Annotated in this window: 19 protein-coding genes; 13 read left to right on the plus strand and 6 right to left on the minus strand. The window is 61.1% G+C overall.

The annotated features are described in order from the left end of the window. Nucleotides 1-119: 119 nt before the first annotated feature. The 5 genes from HBR94_RS22760 to HBR94_RS22780 all read right to left on the minus strand — a co-directional run bounded on the left by HBR94_RS22760 (nt 120) and on the right by HBR94_RS22780 (nt 4513). Nucleotides 120-2171: a GGDEF domain-containing phosphodiesterase gene (locus HBR94_RS22760; RefSeq protein ID WP_170045578.1), complete on the minus strand. Its 2052-nt coding sequence runs from the start codon at nt 2169-2171 to the stop codon at nt 120-122. 217 nt (nt 2172-2388) lie between these two features. Then, nucleotides 2389-2577: a hypothetical protein gene (locus tag HBR94_RS22765; RefSeq protein WP_057439976.1), complete on the minus strand. Its 189-nt coding sequence runs from the start codon at nt 2575-2577 to the stop codon at nt 2389-2391. 157 nt (nt 2578-2734) lie between these two features. Then, nucleotides 2735-3331 (minus strand): Fe-Mn family superoxide dismutase, encoded by a 597-nt coding sequence (locus HBR94_RS22770; protein ID WP_003212997.1) that lies wholly within the window; start codon nt 3329-3331, stop codon nt 2735-2737. Nucleotides 3332-3509: 178 nt separating this feature from the next. Next, a complete protein-coding gene (locus tag HBR94_RS22775; protein ID WP_170045579.1) occupies nt 3510-4109 on the minus strand; it encodes a LysE/ArgO family amino acid transporter in 600 nt (199 codons plus the stop codon). Nucleotides 4110-4114: 5 nt separating this feature from the next. Next, on the minus strand, nt 4115-4513 hold the full coding sequence (locus HBR94_RS22780) for an ACT domain-containing protein (protein WP_170045580.1): 399 nt from the start codon (nt 4511-4513) through the stop codon (nt 4115-4117). A gap of 102 nt (nt 4514-4615) precedes the next feature. Here HBR94_RS22780 and HBR94_RS22785 point away from each other — a divergent pair, with 102 nt between their 5' ends. The 10 genes from HBR94_RS22785 (at nt 4616) to HBR94_RS22830 (ending at nt 15915) form a co-directional block, all read left to right on the plus strand. Continuing rightward, nucleotides 4616-5509 carry a LysR family transcriptional regulator ArgP gene (locus HBR94_RS22785; protein ID WP_170045581.1) on the plus strand — a complete coding sequence of 298 codons (894 nt, stop codon included), beginning with the start codon at nt 4616-4618 and terminating at the stop codon, nt 5507-5509. Between the two features lie 53 nt (nt 5510-5562). Next, the gene (locus HBR94_RS22790) at nt 5563-6561 is read left to right on the plus strand and encodes an NAD-dependent epimerase/dehydratase family protein (protein WP_170045582.1); all 999 of its coding nucleotides are present in this window, start codon (nt 5563-5565) and stop codon (nt 6559-6561) included. 111 nt (nt 6562-6672) lie between these two features. Beyond that, entirely contained in the window at nt 6673-7515 is an 843-nt protein-coding gene (locus HBR94_RS22795) for a hypothetical protein (RefSeq protein WP_057439969.1), read from the plus strand. A gap of 141 nt (nt 7516-7656) precedes the next feature. Beyond that, on the plus strand, nt 7657-8916 hold the full coding sequence (locus HBR94_RS22800) for an AGE family epimerase/isomerase (protein ID WP_170045583.1): 1260 nt from the start codon (nt 7657-7659) through the stop codon (nt 8914-8916). Between the two features lie 106 nt (nt 8917-9022). Continuing rightward, entirely contained in the window at nt 9023-10309 is a 1287-nt protein-coding gene (locus tag HBR94_RS22805) for an ABC transporter substrate-binding protein (RefSeq protein ID WP_057439967.1), read from the plus strand. 169 nt (nt 10310-10478) lie between these two features. Further along, nucleotides 10479-11387, plus strand: coding sequence for a sugar ABC transporter permease (locus tag HBR94_RS22810; protein WP_029296391.1), 909 nt, complete (start codon nt 10479-10481; stop codon nt 11385-11387). Further along, entirely contained in the window at nt 11380-12222 is an 843-nt protein-coding gene (locus HBR94_RS22815; RefSeq protein WP_057439965.1) for a carbohydrate ABC transporter permease, read from the plus strand. Before HBR94_RS22810 ends, HBR94_RS22815 begins: the two co-directional genes overlap by 8 nt. A gap of 2 nt (nt 12223-12224) precedes the next feature. Further along, nucleotides 12225-13382 carry a sn-glycerol-3-phosphate ABC transporter ATP-binding protein UgpC gene (gene ugpC / locus HBR94_RS22820; RefSeq protein WP_115128805.1) on the plus strand — a complete coding sequence of 386 codons (1158 nt, stop codon included), beginning with the start codon at nt 12225-12227 and terminating at the stop codon, nt 13380-13382. A gap of 178 nt (nt 13383-13560) precedes the next feature. Then, a complete protein-coding gene (locus tag HBR94_RS22825) occupies nt 13561-14907 on the plus strand; it encodes a carbohydrate porin (RefSeq protein ID WP_057439963.1) in 1347 nt (448 codons plus the stop codon). 162 nt (nt 14908-15069) lie between these two features. After that, on the plus strand, nt 15070-15915 hold the full coding sequence (locus HBR94_RS22830; protein WP_057960488.1) for a D-hexose-6-phosphate mutarotase: 846 nt from the start codon (nt 15070-15072) through the stop codon (nt 15913-15915). A gap of 85 nt (nt 15916-16000) precedes the next feature. On the opposite strand, the gene HBR94_RS22835 is transcribed toward HBR94_RS22830, so the two are convergent. Beyond that, nucleotides 16001-16861 (minus strand): MurR/RpiR family transcriptional regulator, encoded by an 861-nt coding sequence (locus HBR94_RS22835; protein ID WP_169866643.1) that lies wholly within the window; start codon nt 16859-16861, stop codon nt 16001-16003. A gap of 219 nt (nt 16862-17080) precedes the next feature. On the opposite strand from HBR94_RS22835, the gene zwf reads away from it, so the two are divergent. The 3 genes from zwf to HBR94_RS22850 are packed head-to-tail and all read left to right on the plus strand — an operon-like array spanning nt 17081 to nt 19930. Next, on the plus strand, nt 17081-18547 hold the full coding sequence (gene zwf / locus HBR94_RS22840; protein ID WP_057960487.1) for a glucose-6-phosphate dehydrogenase: 1467 nt from the start codon (nt 17081-17083) through the stop codon (nt 18545-18547). Continuing rightward, nucleotides 18534-19247, plus strand: coding sequence for a 6-phosphogluconolactonase (gene pgl, locus HBR94_RS22845; protein WP_057439954.1), 714 nt, complete (start codon nt 18534-18536; stop codon nt 19245-19247). The genes zwf and pgl overlap by 14 nt, the downstream gene beginning before the upstream one ends. A 17-nt stretch (nt 19248-19264) precedes the next feature. Continuing rightward, nucleotides 19265-19930, plus strand: coding sequence for a bifunctional 4-hydroxy-2-oxoglutarate aldolase/2-dehydro-3-deoxy-phosphogluconate aldolase (locus tag HBR94_RS22850; RefSeq protein WP_057439953.1), 666 nt, complete (start codon nt 19265-19267; stop codon nt 19928-19930). The last annotated feature ends 371 nt before the right edge of the window (nt 19931-20301 follow it).

The raw sequence follows: 20301 nt of genomic DNA on the forward strand, positions 1-20301 counted from the left end.
GCGCGCAAAACTGCAACATAATGCGAAAGATTTGCATTTTCTGTAAAGGGTTAACGCAGGAAAAGTTTCACAGTCAGGCGCCAGCCCCCCAAGGCCGTGCCTTGGGGGGCATTAAGGCTTTACAGGATGGCGGCGTTATTGCGCTCGGCTTGCTTGAGATAGGCCGCCAGCTCACGGGCGGGCAGGGGTTTGCTGTAGTGATAGCCCTGACCTTCGTGGCAGCCTTCGCTGATGATGTAGGCTTCCTGCTCGGGTGTTTCCACACCTTCGGCGATGACCTGCATGCCCAGGCTTTTGCCCAGCTGGATGATCGCCCGCACGATGGTCGCATCGTCGTCGTCGTCCAGCAGGTCCTGGACAAAGCTCTTGTCGATCTTGATTTTGTCCAGGGGCAGGCTTTTCAGGTAACTCAGTGACGAGTAGCCGGTACCGAAATCGTCGATGGCAATCAGCGCGCCGGAGCGGCGCAGGCTCAGCAAGTGCTGGGCGGCGGTGCTGATGTCTTCCATCAGGCCGGTCTCGGTCACTTCCAGTTCCAGGCTGCGCGGCGGCAGGCGATAGATCTGCAGCAGGTTGTTGACCACCCGTGGCAGTTCGGCGTGGTGCAGTTGCACCGTGGACAGGTTGACCGCCATGCGCAGCTCGGTAAAGCCCTGGTCATGCCATTCGCGCAATTGCCGGCAGGCCTGGTCCAGCACCCACTCGCCAATGGGGATGATGGTGCCGTTCTGTTCCGCCAGCGGGATAAACAGGTCCGGTGGTACCAGGCCGTGTTCCGGGTGCTGCCAGCGAATCAGCGCCTCGACGCCGACCACGCGATGATCGGCATAGCTGATCTGCGGTTGGTACACCAAGTGAAACTGGTCGCGGCCCAGGGCTTCGCGCAAGTCTTTCTCCAGTTCGCGGCGACGGCGCATCTCGCTGTCGACACTGGCGATATAGAACTGATAGCGATTGCGCGAGCGGCTCTTGGCCAGGGTCATGGTCTGCTCGGCCTTTTGCAGCAGTTTCTCGGTGCTGTCGCCGTCTTCGGGGAACAAGGTGATACCGATGGTGGCGCGCAGGCGGATCTGTTCGTGGTCGAGGGCGAACTCGGCTTCCAGGTCATCGAGGATGCTCTGTGCCAGCTCGGCGGCTTCGTAGGGTTGCTCGATATCGGCCTGGACCAGGGCGAACTGGTCGCCGCCCAGGCGCGCCAGGGCGCCGAGGCGCCCACTGTGGGCACGCAAGCGGTCGGCCAGGGCCAGCAGCAACTGGTCGCCGGCCTGGTAGGTGTACTGCTCGTTGACGCTCTTGAAGTCATCCAGCCCCACGCACAGCACCGCGACCCGGCGTTGTCGGCGCCCGGCGTCGACCAGGATCTTGTCCAACTGTTCCTGCAGTTTCTGGCGGTTTGGCAGGCCGGTAAGAAAGTCGTACTGGGCCATGCGCAACAGGCTGTTTTCTGCTTCGTGGCGCAAATGGGTGTTGCGCTCGATAGACGCCAGCAACTGGTTGGCAGTGTTGATCCACAGCCCCAGTTCATTCTTTTCGTGGCCTTTGAGTTGCGGGATCTTGTGCTCGCTGGGGCGGTCGGGATTGATCGAACTCAGGTGGCTGATGATCCGCGACAGGGGCTTGGTCAGCAGCCAGTGATAGACCAGGTACAACACCAGGCCCATGGCCAGGGCGCGCAGCACCCCGGAGATAAAAATGATCCCCGAATTGACGATAAAGCCCCGGCCATAGGTGGCGGTGTCGAGGGTGATGCTCAGGTCGCCGTAATACTCGCTATAAGGCCCGCGCCCTACCAGCGGGGTGGTAAAGGTGCGTTCCCGGCCCAGAATCACGTCCGTCAGCCAGCGGGTGGGGGACTGCTGCAAGTCCCGGCTTTTTTCGGCGAGCATGGGTTCATTGGGATGGCCAATGGAGGCCATGCGCACCGCATCATCCTGAAACAGGCCTTCGATGACTTGCATACCCATCTCACGGTCCAGGCTGTAGACGGCCTGGGTCGAGGGGTCGCGAAACATGTCGAGGATGCGCTGGGCATCGCCTGCCACCGCCTGGCGCGTCTTGTAGGCATCAAAGACGATCTGCGCCACGCTCAGTGCCACGCCCACTATCAGTGCCGACAACAGCACCACCCGGAGCAACTTCACCGACAAGCTGTTTTTGAGTTCCAGCTTCAAAGGGTTATTCCTTGTTCCATGCGGGTAGCCTCAATATGCCATGAGTATTGGCAATCCCGTGGTGGCAGTCAAAGGAACATTGCGGTGCGTGGCGTCTGGACGCTAGCGGGGCAAGATCTGGAAGGCGATGGGCGGATCAAGTCTTCCGCCCTTTTGCACGGCTGGCGGGCGTACAGGCGTAGGCTTTTCTGCCTGTCGCAAGAGCACGTCGATGGCCTCAAGGGTGCGGGTAGGTAATCTGCATATCGACTTTGGCGTGTACATCTTCGGCTATTTTGCCGGGTTCTTTCTCCTCGTCTTCACCTGACTTGCCCTTTATTGCATTCCCCAGCACTCCCGCCAAGGCACCCACAAGCTCTCCGATCCCTGGCATGGCGCCCTTGGCGAGTTCCATTATTCCAAGCATGGTTGATACTCCTAAACATAGATGAGGGAGTTATTTCTCTCACCGGCTCAGTGGTCAATTCCTGTCGGTGAGTTCCACGGGTGTTGGGGTGAGGTGGTTTCAATCTGGCACAAAAAAGCCCGGCAATTGCCGGGCTCTTTTTTACTGCAAGGGTTACTTACGCAGTGAAGGTTTTGCCTTCGAACTGCTCGGCAACGAACTTCCAGTTGACCAGGTTCCAGAACGCTTCCACATACTTTGGACGCACGTTGCGGTAGTCGATGTAATAGGCGTGTTCCCAGACGTCGCAGGTCAGCAGTGGGGTGTCGCCGCTGGTCAGCGGGTTGCCGGCGCCGATGGTGCTGGCCAGGGCCAGGGAACCGTCAGCCTTTTTCACCAGCCAGCCCCAACCGGAACCGAAGGTGCCGACCGAAGTCTTGGTGAACTCTTCCTTGAACTTGTCGAACGAACCGAAAGCGGCGTTGATCGCCTCGGCCAGTGCGCCAGTCGGTTGGCCGCCGGCGTTTGGCGCCAGGCAGTTCCAGTAGAAAGTGTGGTTCCAGACCTGGGCGGCGTTGTTGAAGATGCCACCCGAAGAGGATTTGACGATCTCTTCCAGGGTCTTGCCTTCGAACTCGGTGCCAGGCACCAGGTTGTTCAGGTTCACGACATAGGTGTTGTGGTGCTTGTCGTGGTGATACTCCAGGGTTTCCTTGGAGATGTGCGGCTGCAGGGCATCGTGTGCGTAGGGCAGCGGCGGCAATTCGAAAGCCATGATAATTCTCCTAATCAGGTCAGTTGCGGTGAGCGCAAGGCCGATCACGGGCGGCCAAACAAGCGCCGGGGAGTTTGTACTCTTTGCGGCGCAGGGGCTGGATCATAGCACCGGGGGTGCGGCAAAACCACGCAACAACTGTGTGGGATAGAGGTTCCAGAGCGTTTTGGAATATTCCTCAGGTGCTGATCAATTGATAGGCCACGCTGAACATCATCACCGCCACCAAAAGGTCCAGCAGGCGCCAGGTCGCCGGGCGCGCGAGCCACGGGGCCAGCCACGCCGCGCCCAGGGCCAGGGCGGAAAACCAGAGGAACGACGCACTGGCGGCGCCTGCGACATAAGCGCCCGGCTCGGTTTGCTGGGCGCCCAGGGAACCGATCAGTAACACCGTGTCCAGGTACACATGAGGGTTGAGCAGGGTTACGGCCAGGGCGCTGAGCATCACCGCGCGCAATGAGCGCACCTTCTGGCCCTCGCCTTGCCCCAGGCTTTGCCGCGAACAGGCGCGGCGCAAGGCCAGGGCGCCATACCACAGCAGGAAAGCCGCGCCGCCCCAGCGGGCAATCGCCAGCAATAACGGGTTGTGCGCCAGCACCGTCGCCAGGCCAAACACCCCGGCGGCCACCAGCAGCGAATCACACACCACGCACAAGGCCGCCACTGGCAGGTGATGTTCGCGACGCAGGCTCTGCGCCAGCACAAACGCGTTTTGCGTACCGATAGCCATGATCAGCCCGAGGGCCACCAGCAAGCCGTTCACATAACTTTGCCACATAGGATTCACTCCGCGCCCGCTGCCAGTTGTTTCAATACATCCATTGCCCGCTCGGCATCGTTGCTGCCGACAAACAAATGGTCGTGGTAGTAGCCGGCGACCACGTTGCAACTGATCCCGGCACGTCCCAGGGCAGTGGCGAAGGCGGCGGTCAGGCCGACGGCCTCCAGGGCTGAATGCACGTTCAAGGTGATCCATGCCGCCACGTACTCGAAGCTCAGGCCGGCCTGTTCGGCCTGTTGGCGCTCGACAATCACCGTCAAGCCTTCCTGTTCGCGAAAGCTGCCGATCACTTCGCAGTCGGGCAGGCGGTTGTCGGCCAGGGTGCAGAACACATAGTCGCCCGCGTTGAGCTGTGGGCTCATGCTGCGCAGCAGGGTTGCCAGGGCGGTTTCGCCAGCCATTGGAAGATCCTTGAAAGAAGATAAACACGGGATGCTGGTCATTCTCCGGTCTGGCGCTGTATAAGAAAAACCAATATTGCTCATCGCTCATTAGGAAAACTGATGTTCGACTACAAATTGCTCTCTGCCCTGGCGGCGGTGGTTGAACAGGCCGGCTTCGAACGTGGCGCCCAGGTGCTGGGCGTGTCGCAATCGGCTATTTCCCAGCGCATCAAATTGCTCGAAGCGCGTATCGGTCAGCCAGTACTGGTGCGCGCAACGCCGCCCACCCCCACGGAAATCGGCCGGCGCCTGCTTAACCATGTGCAGCAGGTGCGCCTGCTGGAGCGCGACCTGCAAAGCCAGGTGCCGGCGTTGGACGAGGAGGGCATGCCGGAGCGCCTGCGCATTGCCATCAACGCCGACAGCCTGGCCACATGGTGGGGGCAGGCGGTGGGGGATTTTTGCGCCGAACAGCATGTGTTGCTGGAGTTGGTGGTGGAAGACCAGACCGTCGGCCTCAAGCGCATGCGCGCCGGCGAAGTGGCGGCCTGCGTCTGCGCCAGCGAGCGCCCGGTGGCCGGTGCCCGCAGCCTGCTGCTGGGGGCTATGCGCTATCGGGCCCTGGCCAGCCCGGCGTTTATCGCCCGGCACTTTCCCGGCGGGGTGCGCGCCGATCAGTTGGTCCGGACCCCGGCGCTGGTATTTGGCCCGGATGATTTCCTGCAGCATCGCTACCTCGCGTCGCTGGGCGTGGACGGCGGTTTCGAACACCATTTATGCCCGTCTTCCGAAGGGTTTATCCGCCTGGCCGAGGCCGGCCTGGGCTGGGGGCTGGTGCCGGAGTTACAGGTGCGTGAGCAACTGCAGCGTGGGGTGTTGGTGGAGTTATTGCCAGATAAACCCATTGATGTGCCGTTGTACTGGCATCATTGGCGCAGCGGTGGGCAATTGCTCGGCTTGTTGACCGAGCATCTGGCGCGGGCGACCGGCCAGTTGTTGGTGCCGTTGGGGTGACTGCTGGCGTCAACGCAACTGCGATGAAAAATGTAAAGAACACGGAGTAATACATGAAAATTCTGGTCACCGGCGCAAGCGGCTTCATTGGCGGGCGCTTTGCGCGCTTCGCCCTGGAGCAGGGCCTGGACGTGCGGGTCAACGGGCGGCGGGCCGAGGGTGTCGAGCACCTGGTACGGCGCGGCGCCGAGTTTATCCAAGGTGATCTGAATGATCCGGATCTGGTGCGCAACCTGTGCCGCGACGTCGAAGCCGTCGTGCATTGTGCCGGTGCCGTAGGGTTGTGGGGGCGTTACCAGGACTTTTACCAGGGCAATGTGCAGGTGACCGAAAACGTGGTCGAAGCCTGCCTGAAACAGCGGGTCGGGCGCCTGGTGCACTTGTCGTCTCCGTCGATCTATTTCGATGGCCGCGATCACCTGGGGCTGACCGAAGAGCAAGTGCCCAAGCGCTTCAAGCATCCCTATGCGGCCACCAAGTACCTGGCCGAGCAAAAAGTCTTCGGTGCCCAGGAGTTCGGCCTAGAAGTGCTGGCCCTGCGCCCGCGCTTTGTCACCGGGGCCGGGGATATGAGCATCTTCCCGCGACTGTTGAAAATGCAGCGCAAAAACCGCCTGGCCATCGTCGGCGACGGCCTGAACAAGGTTGATTTCACCAGTGTGCACAACCTCAACGAGGCCCTGCTCAGCAGCCTGCTGGCCACCGGCTCGGCGTTGGGCAAGGCCTATAACATCAGCAATGGCGCGCCGGTGCCGGTGTGGGACGTGATCAACTACGTGATGCGCCAGATGGAAATGCCCCAGGTCACGCGTTACCGTTCCTACGGCTTGTCCTATAGCGTCGCGGCGCTCAATGAAGCCTTCTGCGCGATGTGGCCGGGGCGTCCGGAGCCGTCACTGTCACGCCTGGGCATGCAGGTGATGAACAAGGATTTCACCCTGGACATCAGCCGCGCGCAGCACTACCTCGATTACCAACCCAGGGTCAGCCTGTGGACAGCGCTCGACGAATTTTGCCACTGGTGGAAAGTCCAGGAACCGGGCTCCCAGTAGCCTTCGCAACACCGGGAACCGATTTTTCGGTTGCCGCTCGACCAAGGCGACGGGCCAGGGGTTTATACTCCCGCCGCTTGGTTTTTTATGTGGCTATCTCAAGGTTGATTCATGCGTAACGATACTAAAGACGACTTCGACAATGTGCCGAGCCTGCGGGCCGACGTTGGCGATGACGATGATTTTGTGCCGACAGCTGCCACCTCCATCCGCTCGCGCCCGGCGCCGGTGGTCAAGGTCAAGAGTGCCAGTACCGGGCCGTTGTGGGCCCTGGTCGGCGCGCTGCTGTTCGCCTTCGTGGGCCTGGCCTGGTGGAGTTTCCAGCAGATCTCCCTGATGGGGCAGCAACTGGTGGCCACCCAGGAAAGCTTTGCGCGCATCAGCGAAGAAGCCGCCGGCCGCTTGCAGGACATTTCCGGCAAGGTGGTGGCCAGTGAGGCCATCGTCAATACCGGTAGCGAAGCGCTCAAGTTGCAGATCAAGCAGTTGGAAAGCCAATTGCTGGAGCAGGGCAAGCAACAGTTGGGCGTGGCGGGCCAGGCCACCGACCTGGACAAGCGCCTGGCGCAGATGAGTGCCAGCACCACGGACCTGGCCACCGCCAATACCCAGTTGCAGGCCCAGGTGCTGAGCCTGGTCAATGAATTGACCGCCCTCAAGGCCGCACAGGCCGAAGCCGCCAAATTGAATGCCGACGTCAAGGAACTGGGCACGGAGGTGGCCGCCTTGAAGAAGCAGGGCAATCCGGCCACGGCCATTGCACGCCTGGAACAGGACCTGCTGGTGGTCAAGAGCGAACTGGACAACCGCGCCGCCACCGAAGGGCCGTCGAATAAAGAGTTCGACGTGTTCCGTATCCAGACCACCCGCAACATCACCACCTTGCAAACCCAGATGCAGAACCTGCAACGGGAGGTGAGTGCGCCGGCCAAGGTCACGCCTCTGGGCCAGTGACGCCATTGTTACTTTTGGGGCCGGCTTGCCGGCTCTTGCCAATGTCACCAATCGGTGACATTTCCTCGCTCTTTCGTTACATGCCCTCTCCCGACCCTTGTTTAGACTGCGGTCATCCCACAAAAACAAAAAGGGCCACCCATGATCATGCAACCACTGCCTGCCAGCAGTTGGCTGAACGCCCCTGCCCATCACGCCTGGCTCGCCGCCGAAGGCCAGCGCCTGCTGGGTTTTGCCAAGGCCTCGCGGCTGCCTGAAGGCTTCGGCAACCTCGATGTACAGGGCCGTCTGCCCGTCGATGCCCACGCCGAAACCATGAACACCGCCCGCATGACCCACAGCTTCGCCATGGCTCACGCCCAAGGGCTGCCGGGCTATGCCGAGCTGGTGGAGCACGGTGTGGCCAGCCTTGGCGGCCCGTTGCGGGATGCCGAGCATGGCGGCTGGTTTGCCGTCGCCGGCGCGGGTGATGGCAATACGGGCAAGGCCGCCTACCTGCACGCCTTTGTCGCCCTGGCCGCCAGTTCCGCCGTGGTGGCGGGTGCCCCTGGGGCGCAAGCTCTGTTGACGGATGCCATGCAGATCATCGACCAGCATTTCTGGTGCGAGGAGGAGGGCGCAATGCTTGAATCCTTCGCCCGGGACTGGAGCGGTGAAGAAGCCTATCGCGGCGCCAACAGCAATATGCACGCCACCGAAGCCTTTCTGGCCCTGGCCGATGTCACCGGCGACACGCGCTGGCTGGGGCGGGCGCTGCGTATTGTCGAACGGGTGATCCATCGGCACGCCGCCGCCAATGAATTTATGGTGATCGAGCATTTCGACCGCTATTGGCAACCCCTGCACCGTTACAACGAAGACAACCCGGCCGACGGCTTTCGCCCCTACGGCATTACTCCCGGGCACGGCTTTGAATGGGCGCGCCTGGTGTTGCACCTTGAAGCCGCACGCCAGCAGGCGGGGCTCGTCACGCCAGCGTGGTTGCTGGAGGATGCCAAGGCTTTGTTCGCCAGCGCCTGCGAGTATGGCTGGTCGGTGGACGGTGGCCCGGGCCTGGTCTACACCCTGGACTGGCACTACCGCCCGGTGGTGCGCGAGCGTCTGCATTGGACCCACGCCGAAGCCAGCGCGGCCGCCCAGGCCCTGCTCAAGCGCACCGGCGAGTGGCATTACGAGGTCTGGTACCGGCGCTTCTGGGAGTTCTGTGAAACCCACCTGATCGACCGGGTCTTGGGCAGTTGGCACCACGAACTCGATCCGCAAAACCTGCCCGCCAGCAAGATCTGGGGGGGCAAGCCGGACCTGTACCATGCCTGGCAGGCCGTATTGCTGCCGGGCCTGCCGTTATCCCCAAGCATGGCCAGTGCGCTGGGGGCCGGTTGCTATGTCACCAAGTGGTGACATTTGCCCGTCCCTTTGTTACGTGCCTGGCAAAAATCCCTGTTTAGAATCCTATGCAGCGCAAGCTCCAGACTTGCATGCATAACAACAAGAAAAAGGTACTCAGATGAACGCGATTAATCGCCTCGCCGTTGCTATTTCCATTGCCTCGTTGTTTCCCCTCAGTGCATTTGCCGCCGACTCCAAAGGGACGGTTGAAGTTGTGCATTGGTGGACCTCGGGCGGTGAGAAGGCGGCGGTGGATGTCCTGAAGGCCCAAGTTGAGAAAGACGGTTTTACCTGGAAAGACGGGGCCGTCGCAGGCGGCGGCGGTGCCACGGCCATGACCGTGCTGAAAAGCCGCGCGGTCGCCGGCAACCCGCCAGGCGTAGCCCAGATCAAAGGCCCCGACATCCAGGAATGGGCGTCCACCGGGCTGCTCGACACCGACGTCCTGAAGGACGTGGCCAAGGCCGAGAAGTGGGACGAACTGCTCGACAAGAAAGTCTCCGACACGGTGAAGTACGAAGGTGATTACGTGGCCGTGCCGGTGAATATCCACCGCGTCAACTGGCTGTGGATCAACCCTGAAGTCTTCAAGAAAGCCGGCATCAGCAAAAACCCTACGACCCTTGAAGAATTCTATGCCGCCGGTGACAAGCTCAAGGCTGCCGGCTTCATTGCGCTCGCCCACGGTGGCCAGCCTTGGCAGGACAGCACGGTGTTCGAAGCCGTGGTGCTCTCGGTCATGGGCGTGGACGGCTACAAGAAAGCCCTGGTCGACCTCGACAACGCGACCCTGACCGGCCCGGACATGGTCAAGGCGTTGACCGAGCTGAAAAAGGTCGCGACCTATATGGACGCCGACGGCAAGGGCCAGGACTGGAACCTGGAAGCCGCCAAAGTCATCAACGGCAAGGCCGGCATGCAGATCATGGGTGACTGGGCCAAGAGCGAGTGGACAGCCGCCAAGAAAATCGCCGGCAAGGACTACGAGTGCGTAGCCTTCCCGGGCACCGACAAGGCCTTCACCTACAACATCGACTCCCTGGCGGTGTTCAAGCAGAAAGATGCCGGCACCTCGGCCGGTCAGCAAGATATCGCCAAGGTCGTGCTGGGTGAGAACTTCCAGAAGGTCTTCAGCATCAACAAGGGCTCGATCCCGGTGCGCAACGACATGCTCGGCGACATGGCCAAATACGGCTTCGACAGCTGCGCCCAGACGGCGGCCAAGGACTTCCTGGTGGATGCCAAGTCCGGCGGCCTGCAACCGAGCATGGCGCACAACATGGCGACCACGCTGGCGGTACAGGGCGCGTTCTTTGATGTGGTGACCAACTTCATCAACGACCCGAAAGCCGACCCGGCCGACACCGCCAAGAAACTTGGTGCGGCGATCAAGTCTGCCAAGTAACCCCTAGGGGCAATCGGTTTCAGTGTGGGAGCGGGCTTGCCCGCGATGCAGGCGCCTCGGTGTAGCAGTGACACCCAGGTGATGCCATCGCAGGCAAACCAGCCCCCACCTAAAGCCGGCCCCCACAAGGTTATCCATTAGTCCCTTACTCCCTGCCCTGGATTTCCCCATGAGTTCTGTTGCTGTGTTCAGCAAGGCCTCGCCGTTCGATGCATTGCAGCGCTGGCTCCCCAAACTGGTGCTGGCCCCGAGCATGTTCATCGTCCTGGTGGGCTTCTATGGCTACATCCTGTGGACGTTCGTGCTGTCGTTCACCAACTCCACCTTCCTGCCCACCTACAAATGGGTGGGCCTGGCGCAATACGCACGGTTGTTCGACAACGACCGCTGGTGGGTGGCGAGCAAAAACCTGGCGCTGTTCGGCGGCATGTTTATCGGCATCACCCTGGTGATCGGCGTGCTGCTGGCGGTCTTTCTCGACCAGCGCATCCGCCGCGAAGGCTTTATCCGCACCATCTACCTGTACCCGATGGCGCTCTCGATGATCGTCACCGGTACTGCCTGGAAATGGCTGCTCAACCCTGGCATGGGCCTGGACAAACTGCTGCGCGACTGGGGCTGGGAAGGCTTCCGGCTGGACTGGCTGATCGACCCGGACCGCGTGGTGTATTGCCTGGTGATTGCGGCGGTATGGCAAGCCTCGGGCTTTATCATGGCGATGTTCCTCGCCGGCCTGCGTGGGGTTGATCAGTCGATCATCCGTGCCGCACAGATCGACGGCGCGAGCCTGCCGCGTATCTACTGGAGCGTGGTGCTGCCCAGCCTGCGCCCGGTGTTCTTCAGCGCGGTGATGATCCTTGCGCACATCGCCATCAAGAGCTTTGACCTGGTGGCGGCAATGACGGCCGGTGGCCCTGGCTACTCGTCCGACCTGCCGGCGATGTTCATGTATTCCTTCACCTTCAGTCGCGGCCAGATGGGCATGGGCTCGGCCAGTGCGATCCTGATGCTCGGCGCGATCCTCGCGATCATCGTGCCTTACCTGTACTCCGAGCTGAGGACCAAGCGCCATGACTAGTCTCGCCAAACCTTCCATCAGCTTCAGCCGCCTGGCGATCCATGCGGTGCTGATCCTCGCCGTGGTGCTGTACCTGGTGCCGCTGGTGGTGATGCTGCTGACCAGCTTCAAGACCCCGGAAGACATCAGCACCGGCAACCTGCTGAGCTGGCCGACGGTGATTACCGGGATCGGCTGGGTCAAGGCCTGGGCCACGGTAAACGGGTACTTCTGGAACTCGTTCATGATCACCATCCCGGCGGTGCTGATCTCCACCACCATCGGCGCGTTGAACGGCTACGTGCTGTCGATGTGGCGTTTTCGCGGTTCGCAGTTGTTCTTCGGCCTGTTGTTGTTCGGCTGCTTCCTGCCGTTCCAGACCGTCTTGCTGCCGGCCTCGTTCACCCTCGGCAAAATGGGCCTGGCCAGCACCACCACCGGCCTGGTGTTCGTGCACGTGGTCTACGGCCTGGCATTCACCACGCTGTTCTTCCGTAACTACTACGTGAGCATTCCGGATGCGCTGGTCAAGGCTGCGCGCCTGGATGGCGCAGGATTCTTCACCATCTTCCGTCGGATCATTCTGCCGATGTCGACCCCGATCATCATGGTCTGCCTGATCTGGCAGTTCACCCAGATCTGGAACGACTTCCTGTTTGGCGTGGTGTTCTCCAGCGGTGATTCGCAGCCCATCACGGTGGCGCTGAACAACCTGGTCAACACCAGCACCGGGGCCAAGGAATATAACGTTGATATGGCGGCGGCGATGATCGCCGGGCTGCCGACCCTGCTGGTCTATGTGGTCGCAGGCAAGTATTTCGTGCGCGGCCTCACGGCTGGCGCGGTCAAGGGGTAATCATGGCTACGCTCGAACTTCGCAACGTAAACAAGACCTATGGTGCCGGCCTGCCGGACACCCTGAAGAACATCGAACTGTCGATCAAGGACGGTGAGTTCCTGATTCTTGTCGGGCCCTCGGGCTGCGGCAAGTCGACCCTGATGAACTGCATCGCCGGCCTGGAAAACATCAGCGGCGGCGCGATCATGATCGGTGACCAGGACGTCAGCGGCATGAGCCCCAAGGACCGGGACATCGCCATGGTGTTTCAGTCCTACGCCCTGTACCCGACCATGAGCGTGCGCGAGAACATCGAGTTCGGCCTGAAAATCCGCAAGATGAGCCAGGCCGCCATCGACGAGGAAGTGGCGCGGGTGGCCAAGCTGCTGCAGATCGAGCACCTGCTCAATCGCAAGCCGGGCCAGCTCTCGGGCGGCCAGCAACAACGTGTGGCCATGGGCCGGGCGCTGGCGCGGCGGCCGAAGATCTACCTGTTTGACGAGCCACTGTCCAACCTCGACGCCAAGCTGCGGGTCGAGATGCGCACCGAAATGAAACTGATGCACCAGCGCCTGAAAACCACCACGGTCTACGTGACCCACGACCAGATCGAAGCGATGACCCTGGGCGACAAAGTGGCGGTGATGAAGGACGGGATCATCCAGCAGTTCGGCACGCCGAAAGACATCTACAACGATCCGGCCAACCTGTTTGTGGCGAGCTTTATCGGCTCGCCGCCGATGAACTTCATCCCCCTGCGCCTGCAACGCAAGGAGGGCCGCCTGCTGGCCCTGCTCGACAGCGGCCAGGCGCGTTGCGAATTGCCACTGGGCATGAACGATGCGGGCCTTGAAGACCGCGATGTGATCCTCGGCCTGCGCCCGGAGCAAATTGTCCTGGCCAGCGGCGAGGGCAATGGCTTGCCGAGCATTCGTGCCGAAGTCCAGGTGACCGAGCCCACAGGCCCGGACACCCTGGTGTTCGTGCAGCTCAATGACACCAAGGTCTGCTGCCGCCTGGCGCCGGATGTGGCGCCGCAAGTGGGCGAGAGCCTGACCTTGCAGTTCGATCCGGCCAAGGTGCTGCTGTTCGACGCCAAGACCGGCGAACGCCTGGGCACCGCCGCGTCAGTGCCAGTGCCACACGCCGACAACGTCACCCAATTTAAAGGCCGCTGAAAATCAAAATGTGGGAGCGGGCTTGCCCGCGATACAGGCCGCTCGGTCTACCAGGCACACCGCAGTGATGCCATCGCGAGCAAGCCCGCTCCCACACATTCGATGTGGATGTTTCGGAAATAGCTGTAAACCGCGTTAGATAAAAACAGTTAATAACAATAAAGACGAGGATGTAGGGATGAAAAAGCAACACAACAACACTCGCTTGATCTGCCAGCTGTCAGCAGCGGCAGCGCTGGTTTTGTCCGCCAATGCGATGGCAGACGAGGCCTTCAGTGCCGATTCCAAGTGGATGACCGGCGATTGGGGCGGCGAGCGGACCAAGCTGATCGAGCGGGGTATCGACATCAAGGCCGACTACGTTGGGGAAGCGGGCTACAACGCCCACGGCGGCTACAACGATGACAAGACCGGTCGTTATGCTGACCAGTTCGGCCTCGGCGTAGCGCTGGACCTGCAAAAACTCTGGGGCTGGGACAACACCCAGGCCAAGATCCAGATGACCAGCCGTAATGGCCGCAACATCTCCAATGACCGCATTGGCGACCCGCGTGCCGGCACCTTGAGTTCGTCTCAAGAAGTGTACGGCCGTGGCCATATGGTGCGCCTGACCCAGTTCTGGATTCAGCACCAGATGTTCGACAACAAGCTGGATGTGAAACTCGGTTACTTCGGTGAAGGCGAAGACTTCAACACCTTCCCGTGCGACTTCCAGAACCTCTCGTTCTGCGGTTCCCAAGTGGGTAACTACGTCAACACCTGGTACAACTGGCCGGTCAGCCAGGCCGCGATCCGCGTGAAGTACCACATCACGCCTGAGCTGTATGCGCAGATCGGCGCGTACAACCAGAACCCCTCGCAGCTGGAGCACGGCAACGGCTTCAAGCTCAGCGGTAGTGGCACCAAGGGCACCGTGATTCCGGTGGAGCTGGTCTGGTCGCCGAAGGTTAATAACCTGCCGGGCGAATACCGTGTGGGTTACTACAAGAGCGCCGCCGATGCTCCCGACGTACGTGAAGACGTCAACGGCGACAATGCGGCCACCACTGGCGCAGACTACCGTACCCGCAGCAGCAAAAAAGGCTATTGGTTCGTTGCCCAGCAGCAGCTCACCACCCATAACGGCGACGCTTCCCGCGGCCTGAACATCGCGGCCAACGCCACCTTCCACGACAAGGAAACCAACACGGTCGACAACTATCAGTCGATCATGCTGGTGTACAAAGGCCCATTCGATGCGCGTCCAAAAGATGACGTCGGCATTGGCGCTGCTCGCCTGCATGTCAACGATGACGTGCGCAAGAACGCCGAGTTGTTGAACGAAGCGGGCGGTTTCACCGATTACAGCCAGGCAGGTTATGCGCCACTGCGCGGCACCGAGTACAACTACGAAATCAACTACGGCTTCCACGTCACCAACTGGTTGACCGTGCGTCCCAACCTGCAATACGTCACCCACCCAGGTGGCGTGGATAAAGTCGACAACGCCCTGGTCGCCGGTCTGAAAATTCAGTCGGTGTTCTAACGCGGTTGCGATAAGCTCCTTCTCTCTGTGCGCATTTTGCGGGTAGCCATGGCTATCCGCTTTTTTTTGAGCGGGTGCGCATAACGCGTGTGGGAGCTGGCAAGCCAGCTTCCACAGGTTCACCAAAGAGGTGAGCGATAGTGATCTACAGGACCGTGGCACATGCATGAGCATCCGCTGCAACGCTTTTTCAAATCCCTGCGCGAGCAACCGATATTCGCCTGGGAGCGCTTCCAGATGCGCGACGTATTGGTGATTGACCATCCCCTGTGCCAGGCGGTATTCAGCCGCCAGGGCGCGCAGTTGCTGCATTTCCAACCCACGGGCCAGAAGCCATGGCTGTGGTGCGCGGCCAAGTGGCCGCAGGTCGGGGCGATCCGTGGCGGCGTGCCAGTGTGCTGGCCGTGGTATGGCCGCCATCCCAGCGAAAACGCCTGGCCCTCCCATGGTTGGGCACGCTTGATTGACTGGAAGCTATTGGACAGCAGCACCGATGACGACGGTGTGCGCCTGCATTGGCAATTGCAGCTGTGCGATTGGCAGGTGGACCTGCATGCGCACCTGGGCGAAACCCTCGAACTGCGCCTGAGCACCGAGCATCAGGATGAGCTGCCGTGCCAGTTGAGCCACGCTTTGCACGCCTATTGGCGGATTGGCAACGTGGGCGAGATAGCGCTGTCTGGGCTCGACGGGGCGCAGGGTTACGACCAGTTGAGTCGTCAGGTTTGCCAGCAGCAAGGTGAGTTGCGCGTCGATGGCGGCTGCCAGCGCGTGTTCCAGCATGAGGGGGAGTTGCAGCTCAAGGACCACGCCTGGCAGCGCGAACTGTGCATCGACACTGGCGACAGTGCTGACACGGTGGTCTGGCATCCGGGCAGCCGGCCATTGCTGGGGGTGAGCTTTAACGAGGCGTCGGGCTTTGTGTGTGTGGAGTCGGCCATGGCTGGGGCCAGCCTGGCGCCGGGGGAGAGGGCGCATTTGAGTTTGCAGGCCCGGGCGGGGGGTTAGTGGTGTTGCCCTGGGCCTCATCGCGGGCAAGCCCGCTCCCACAAGGTAGCGGGCTGGGCTGGCCCTGCTGGAGGCGATTCCAGCTTTAGTTGAACTCATCCCCCACCGGATACCGGCTGTCATTCAAGCTCTCTTTGATCTTGCGCAGATGGGGCTGGAAATCCACACCACGGCGCAAGGTCATGCCGGTCGCCAGCACATCCAGCACTGTCAACTGAATGATCCGCGAGGTCATTGGCATATAGATGTCGGTGTCTTCCGGCAGCGGGATGTTCAAGCTCACCGTACTGACCTTGGCCAATGGCGAGTTCTCGGCCGTCACGCCCAGCACCGAGGCGCCGTTCTCCCGGGCAATGCGCGCCACTTCCACCAGCTCGCGGGTGCGGCCGGTGTAGGAAATGATCACGAACAGCTCGCCGGTATGCGCCACCGAGGCAATCATGCGTTGCATCAATACGTCGGCGTGGGCCGTCACCGACAGGTTGAAACGGAAGAACTTGTGCAGGGCATCCATGGCCACTGGCGCCGAAGCACCGAGGCCGAAGAAGTGGATCTGCCGTGCCTGGATCAGCAAGTCCACGGCCTTGCTGATAAGCGCGGGGTCCAGGGCCTGGCAGGCGCTGTCCAATGAAGCGATGGCGCTGCCAAAAATCTTCTGCGTGTAGGCCTCGGGGTTATCATCGGCCTCCACGGCGCGGCTGACATAGGCCGCGCCACTGGCCAGGCTTTGCGCCAGTTGCAATTTCAGTTCAGGGTAACCGCTGACGCCGAACGAGCGGCAGAAACGGTTGACCGTCGGTTCACTGACCGAGGCGGCTTGGGCGAGGGCGGCGATCGAGAAGCGGGTCGCCTGCTGTGGGTTGAGCAGGATGACCTCGGCGACTTTTTTCTCGGCCTTGTTCAATTCTTCGAGGCGGTTCCGGATCTGTTCCAGAAGATTGCGCACGCGGTCCATTCAGTCTTTCCTTCGGGCGACGATGCAAGTAAGGGCCAGTAACCGGTCGACGAGCGGCCCTTGGCGGTGGCCTATCCTACTGAGGGTAGTTGAACACCACCACTCGCAATGCGTATTTTGGGAAAATGTTGTGGTTATTACTACATTTTTCCTTGAGTGATGCCTTGAAAAAAGGTATTTGTAGCTTAACTTGATAAAAGAACAAACATCATGCCTTCGATAACCGTGGAACCCTGCACCTTTGCCCTGTTTGGCGCCTTGGGTGATCTGGCGCTGCGCAAGTTATTTCCTGCCCTTTATCAACTCGATGGCGCCGGGCTCTTGCACGCCGACACCCGCATCCTGGCCCTGGCCCGTGAAGCTGGCTCCGAGCAGCAGCACCTGGACCATATCGAGCACGAACTGCGCAAATACGTCGGTCAGGAACTGGATGAAGCGGTAGCTGCGCGCTTCCTCGCGCGCCTGGCCTATGTGCATGTCGATTTCATGAATGCCGATGACTACGTGGCCCTGGCCGCCAAGGCCGGCACCGAACAACGCCTGATCGCCTACTTCGCCACCCCGGCGGCGGTGTATGGCGCGATCTGCGAGAACCTGTCCAAGGTCGGCCTGGCGGAAAATACCCGGGTGGTCCTGGAGAAACCCATCGGTTCGGACCTGGAGTCCTCGCGCAAGGTCAACGACGCCGTGGCGCAGTTTTTCCCGGAAAACCGCACTTACCGCATCGACCACTACCTGGGCAAAGAGACGGTGCAGAACCTGATTGCCCTGCGTTTTGCCAACAGCCTGTTTGAAACCCAGTGGAACCAGCATTACATCTCCCACGTGGAAATCACCGTGGCCGAGCAGGTGGGTATCGAAGGCCGCTGGGGCTACTTCGACAAGGCCGGGCAACTGCGGGACATGATCCAGAATCACCTGCTGCAACTGCTCTGCCTGATCGCCATGGACCCGCCGGCCGACTTGTCCGCCGACAGCATCCGCGACGAGAAGGTCAAGGTGCTCAAGGCCCTGGCGCCGATCAGCCCGGAAGGCCTGACCACCCAGGTCGTGCGCGGCCAGTACATTGCTGGCTACAGCGCCGGCAAGCCGGTGCCGGGTTACCTGGAAGAAGATAACTCCAACACCCAGAGCGACACCGAAACCTTCGTCGCCCTGCGGGCCGATATTCGCAACTGGCGTTGGGCCGGGGTGCCGTTTTACCTGCGCACCGGCAAACGCATGCCGCAAAAGTTGTCGCAGATCGTTATCCACTTCAAGGAACCGTCCCACTATATCTTTGCCCCCGAACAGCGCCTGCAGATCAGCAACAAGCTGATCATCCGCCTGCAACCGGACGAAGGTATTTCCTTGCGCGTGATGACCAAGGAGCAGGGCCTGGACAAGGGCATGCAACTGCGCAGCGGGCCACTGCAACTGAATTTTTCCGACACCTACCGTAGCGCACGGATTCCCGATGCCTACGAGCGGTTGTTGCTGGAAGTGATGCGCGGCAATCAGAACCTGTTTGTCCGTAAAGATGAAATCGAAGCCGCGTGGAAGTGGTGTGACCAGTTGATCGCCGGGTGGAAAAAATCCGGTGATGCACCCAAGCCGTACGCGGCGGGTTCCTGGGGGCCGATGAGCTCCATTGCACTGATCACGCGGGACGGGAGGTCGTGGTATGGCGATATCTGATTTGAAACTGCCCCAGGGCGTAACACCCCATGAGTACCGCACGCCGGTACTGTTGGCCGAAGGCTTGGCCAACGACGTGGCCGAACAACTGCGCGCGGCCATCAGTGCCCGTGGCGAGGCGACCCTGGTGGTGTCCGGTGGCCGCAGCCCGGTGGCGTTTTTCCAGAACCTGGCCAGCCAGGGGCTGGACTGGTCCAAGGTCACCATTACCCTGGCCGATGAGCGCTGGGTGCCGGTGGAACATGCCGACAGCAACGCCGGCCTGTTGAAGAAATATCTGCTGCAAGGCCCGGCGGCCAAGGCCAAGTTCTTGAGCCTTTACAGCGCCGCCGCGAACCTGGACGGCGCTGCCGAGCAGGCGGATCGCCTGCTGGCCGAACTGCCGGCGATTGATGTGCTGGTGCTGGGCATGGGCGATGACGGGCATACCGCGTCGCTGTTCCCCAACAGCCCGAACCTGGCCGAAGCGCTGCAACCCGATGGCACCCGCCGGTGCTGGCCGATGCTGGCGCCGAGCGTGCCCCATCAGCGCCTGACCATGAGTCGTGCATTGCTGGCCAGCGCCCGTTACACCGTGTTGTCGATTGCCGGCGATTCGAAACTCCATACCCTGAGCGAAGCGCTGGCCAGCGACGATGTTGCCGGCATGCCGATTCGCGCGTTTTTGCAACCCACTCTAGAGATTTACTGGTGCCCATGAGCCAAGGATCAGCCGCTATGAAAAGCCCTCACCCGACCGTGTCCATGGCGGATAAAGTTGCCCTGATCGACAGCCTCTGCGCCAAGGCGCGGATCCTGCCAGTGATCACCATTGCCCGCGAACAGGACATTCTGCCCCTGGCCGATGCCCTCGCGGCGGGTGGCTTGACCGCGCTGGAAGTGACCCTGCGTTCGCAGTTCGGCCTCAAGGCCATCCAGGTCCTGCGTGAGCAGCGTCCGGAGTTGGTGACGGGCGCGGGCACGGTGCTCGATCGCACCATGCTGGCGGCTGCCGAGGCGGCGGGTTCGCAGTTTATCGTCACCCCCGGTATTACCCGTGACCTGCTTGAAGCCAGTGTCGACAGCCCGATCCCGCTGCTGCCCGGCATCAGCAATGCCTCCGGCATCATGGAAGGCTATGGCCTGGGCTATCGTCGTTTCAAACTGTTCCCGGCGGAAGTCAGCGGCGGTGTGGCGGCAATCAAGGCCCTGGGCGGACCGTTTGGCGAAGTGAAATTCTGCCCCACTGGCGGCGTTGGCCCGGCCAACATCAAACACTACATGGCGTTGAAAAACGTGATGTGCGTGGGCGGTAGCTGGATGCTTGATCCGGAGTGGATCAAGAACGGCGACTGGGCGCGCATCCAGGAAGTCACCGCCGAGGCGCTGGCGCTGCTGGACTGATTGGCTTTACCGAATCGTTGTTGCTGTGCTTCACGGCATGTTTGCGGTGCACTTGGTCGGTGCGCCGCTTTTTTTTGCCTATAGAAAAGCGAAATATCACCGTAATTCAAATGGGGGGGGCTTGTGTGGGAACTGGCTTGCCTGTGATGGCCATAGGTATCTACACAACTCGCTTTTTTTGGTTATTGGGTGTGAGTACATATCCGTTGCTGCGGTCATGGCGGCTATTGGTTCCGCCCTTACGGCGGGTCACTTTTGGAAAAGAGCCCCAAAAGTAACCAAAAGGGCTCTTGCCCCACCACTCGGTGCCTCGCCTAGGCTCGGCATGCCCGCAGTCAGGCATTGCTCCGTGGGCCCGCCGCGATCGGCCA

It is taken from the genome of Pseudomonas sp. WS 5412, assembly GCF_012985615.1.
Taxonomy (GTDB): Bacteria; Pseudomonadota; Gammaproteobacteria; order Pseudomonadales; family Pseudomonadaceae; genus Aquipseudomonas; species Aquipseudomonas shahriarae.

Excerpts from the sequence above, each read along its gene's own strand:
- HBR94_RS22775 (WP_170045579.1), bottom strand. The coding sequence starts at position 4,109 with ATGTGGCAAAGTTATGTGAACGGCTTGCTGGTGGCCCTCGGGCTGATC.
- HBR94_RS22780 (WP_170045580.1), bottom strand. The coding sequence starts at position 4,513 with ATGGCTGGCGAAACCGCCCTGGCAACCCTGCTGCGCAGCATGAGCCCA.
- zwf (WP_057960487.1), top strand. The coding sequence starts at position 17,081 with ATGCCTTCGATAACCGTGGAACCCTGCACCTTTGCCCTGTTTGGCGCC.
- HBR94_RS22850 (WP_057439953.1), top strand. The coding sequence starts at position 19,265 with ATGAAAAGCCCTCACCCGACCGTGTCCATGGCGGATAAAGTTGCCCTG.
- HBR94_RS22795 (WP_057439969.1), top strand. The coding sequence starts at position 6,673 with ATGCGTAACGATACTAAAGACGACTTCGACAATGTGCCGAGCCTGCGG.
- HBR94_RS22810 (WP_029296391.1), top strand. The coding sequence starts at position 10,479 with ATGAGTTCTGTTGCTGTGTTCAGCAAGGCCTCGCCGTTCGATGCATTG.
- HBR94_RS22825 (WP_057439963.1), top strand. The coding sequence starts at position 13,561 with ATGAAAAAGCAACACAACAACACTCGCTTGATCTGCCAGCTGTCAGCA.
- pgl (WP_057439954.1), top strand. The coding sequence starts at position 18,534 with ATGGCGATATCTGATTTGAAACTGCCCCAGGGCGTAACACCCCATGAG.
- HBR94_RS22785 (WP_170045581.1), top strand. The coding sequence starts at position 4,616 with ATGTTCGACTACAAATTGCTCTCTGCCCTGGCGGCGGTGGTTGAACAG.
- HBR94_RS22805 (WP_057439967.1), top strand. The coding sequence starts at position 9,023 with ATGAACGCGATTAATCGCCTCGCCGTTGCTATTTCCATTGCCTCGTTG.
- HBR94_RS22830 (WP_057960488.1), top strand. The coding sequence starts at position 15,070 with ATGCATGAGCATCCGCTGCAACGCTTTTTCAAATCCCTGCGCGAGCAA.
- HBR94_RS22790 (WP_170045582.1), top strand. The coding sequence starts at position 5,563 with ATGAAAATTCTGGTCACCGGCGCAAGCGGCTTCATTGGCGGGCGCTTT.
- HBR94_RS22765 (WP_057439976.1), bottom strand. The coding sequence starts at position 2,577 with ATGCTTGGAATAATGGAACTCGCCAAGGGCGCCATGCCAGGGATCGGA.
- HBR94_RS22770 (WP_003212997.1), bottom strand. The coding sequence starts at position 3,331 with ATGGCTTTCGAATTGCCGCCGCTGCCCTACGCACACGATGCCCTGCAG.
- HBR94_RS22800 (WP_170045583.1), top strand. The coding sequence starts at position 7,657 with ATGATCATGCAACCACTGCCTGCCAGCAGTTGGCTGAACGCCCCTGCC.
- ugpC (WP_115128805.1), top strand. The coding sequence starts at position 12,225 with ATGGCTACGCTCGAACTTCGCAACGTAAACAAGACCTATGGTGCCGGC.
- HBR94_RS22815 (WP_057439965.1), top strand. The coding sequence starts at position 11,380 with ATGACTAGTCTCGCCAAACCTTCCATCAGCTTCAGCCGCCTGGCGATC.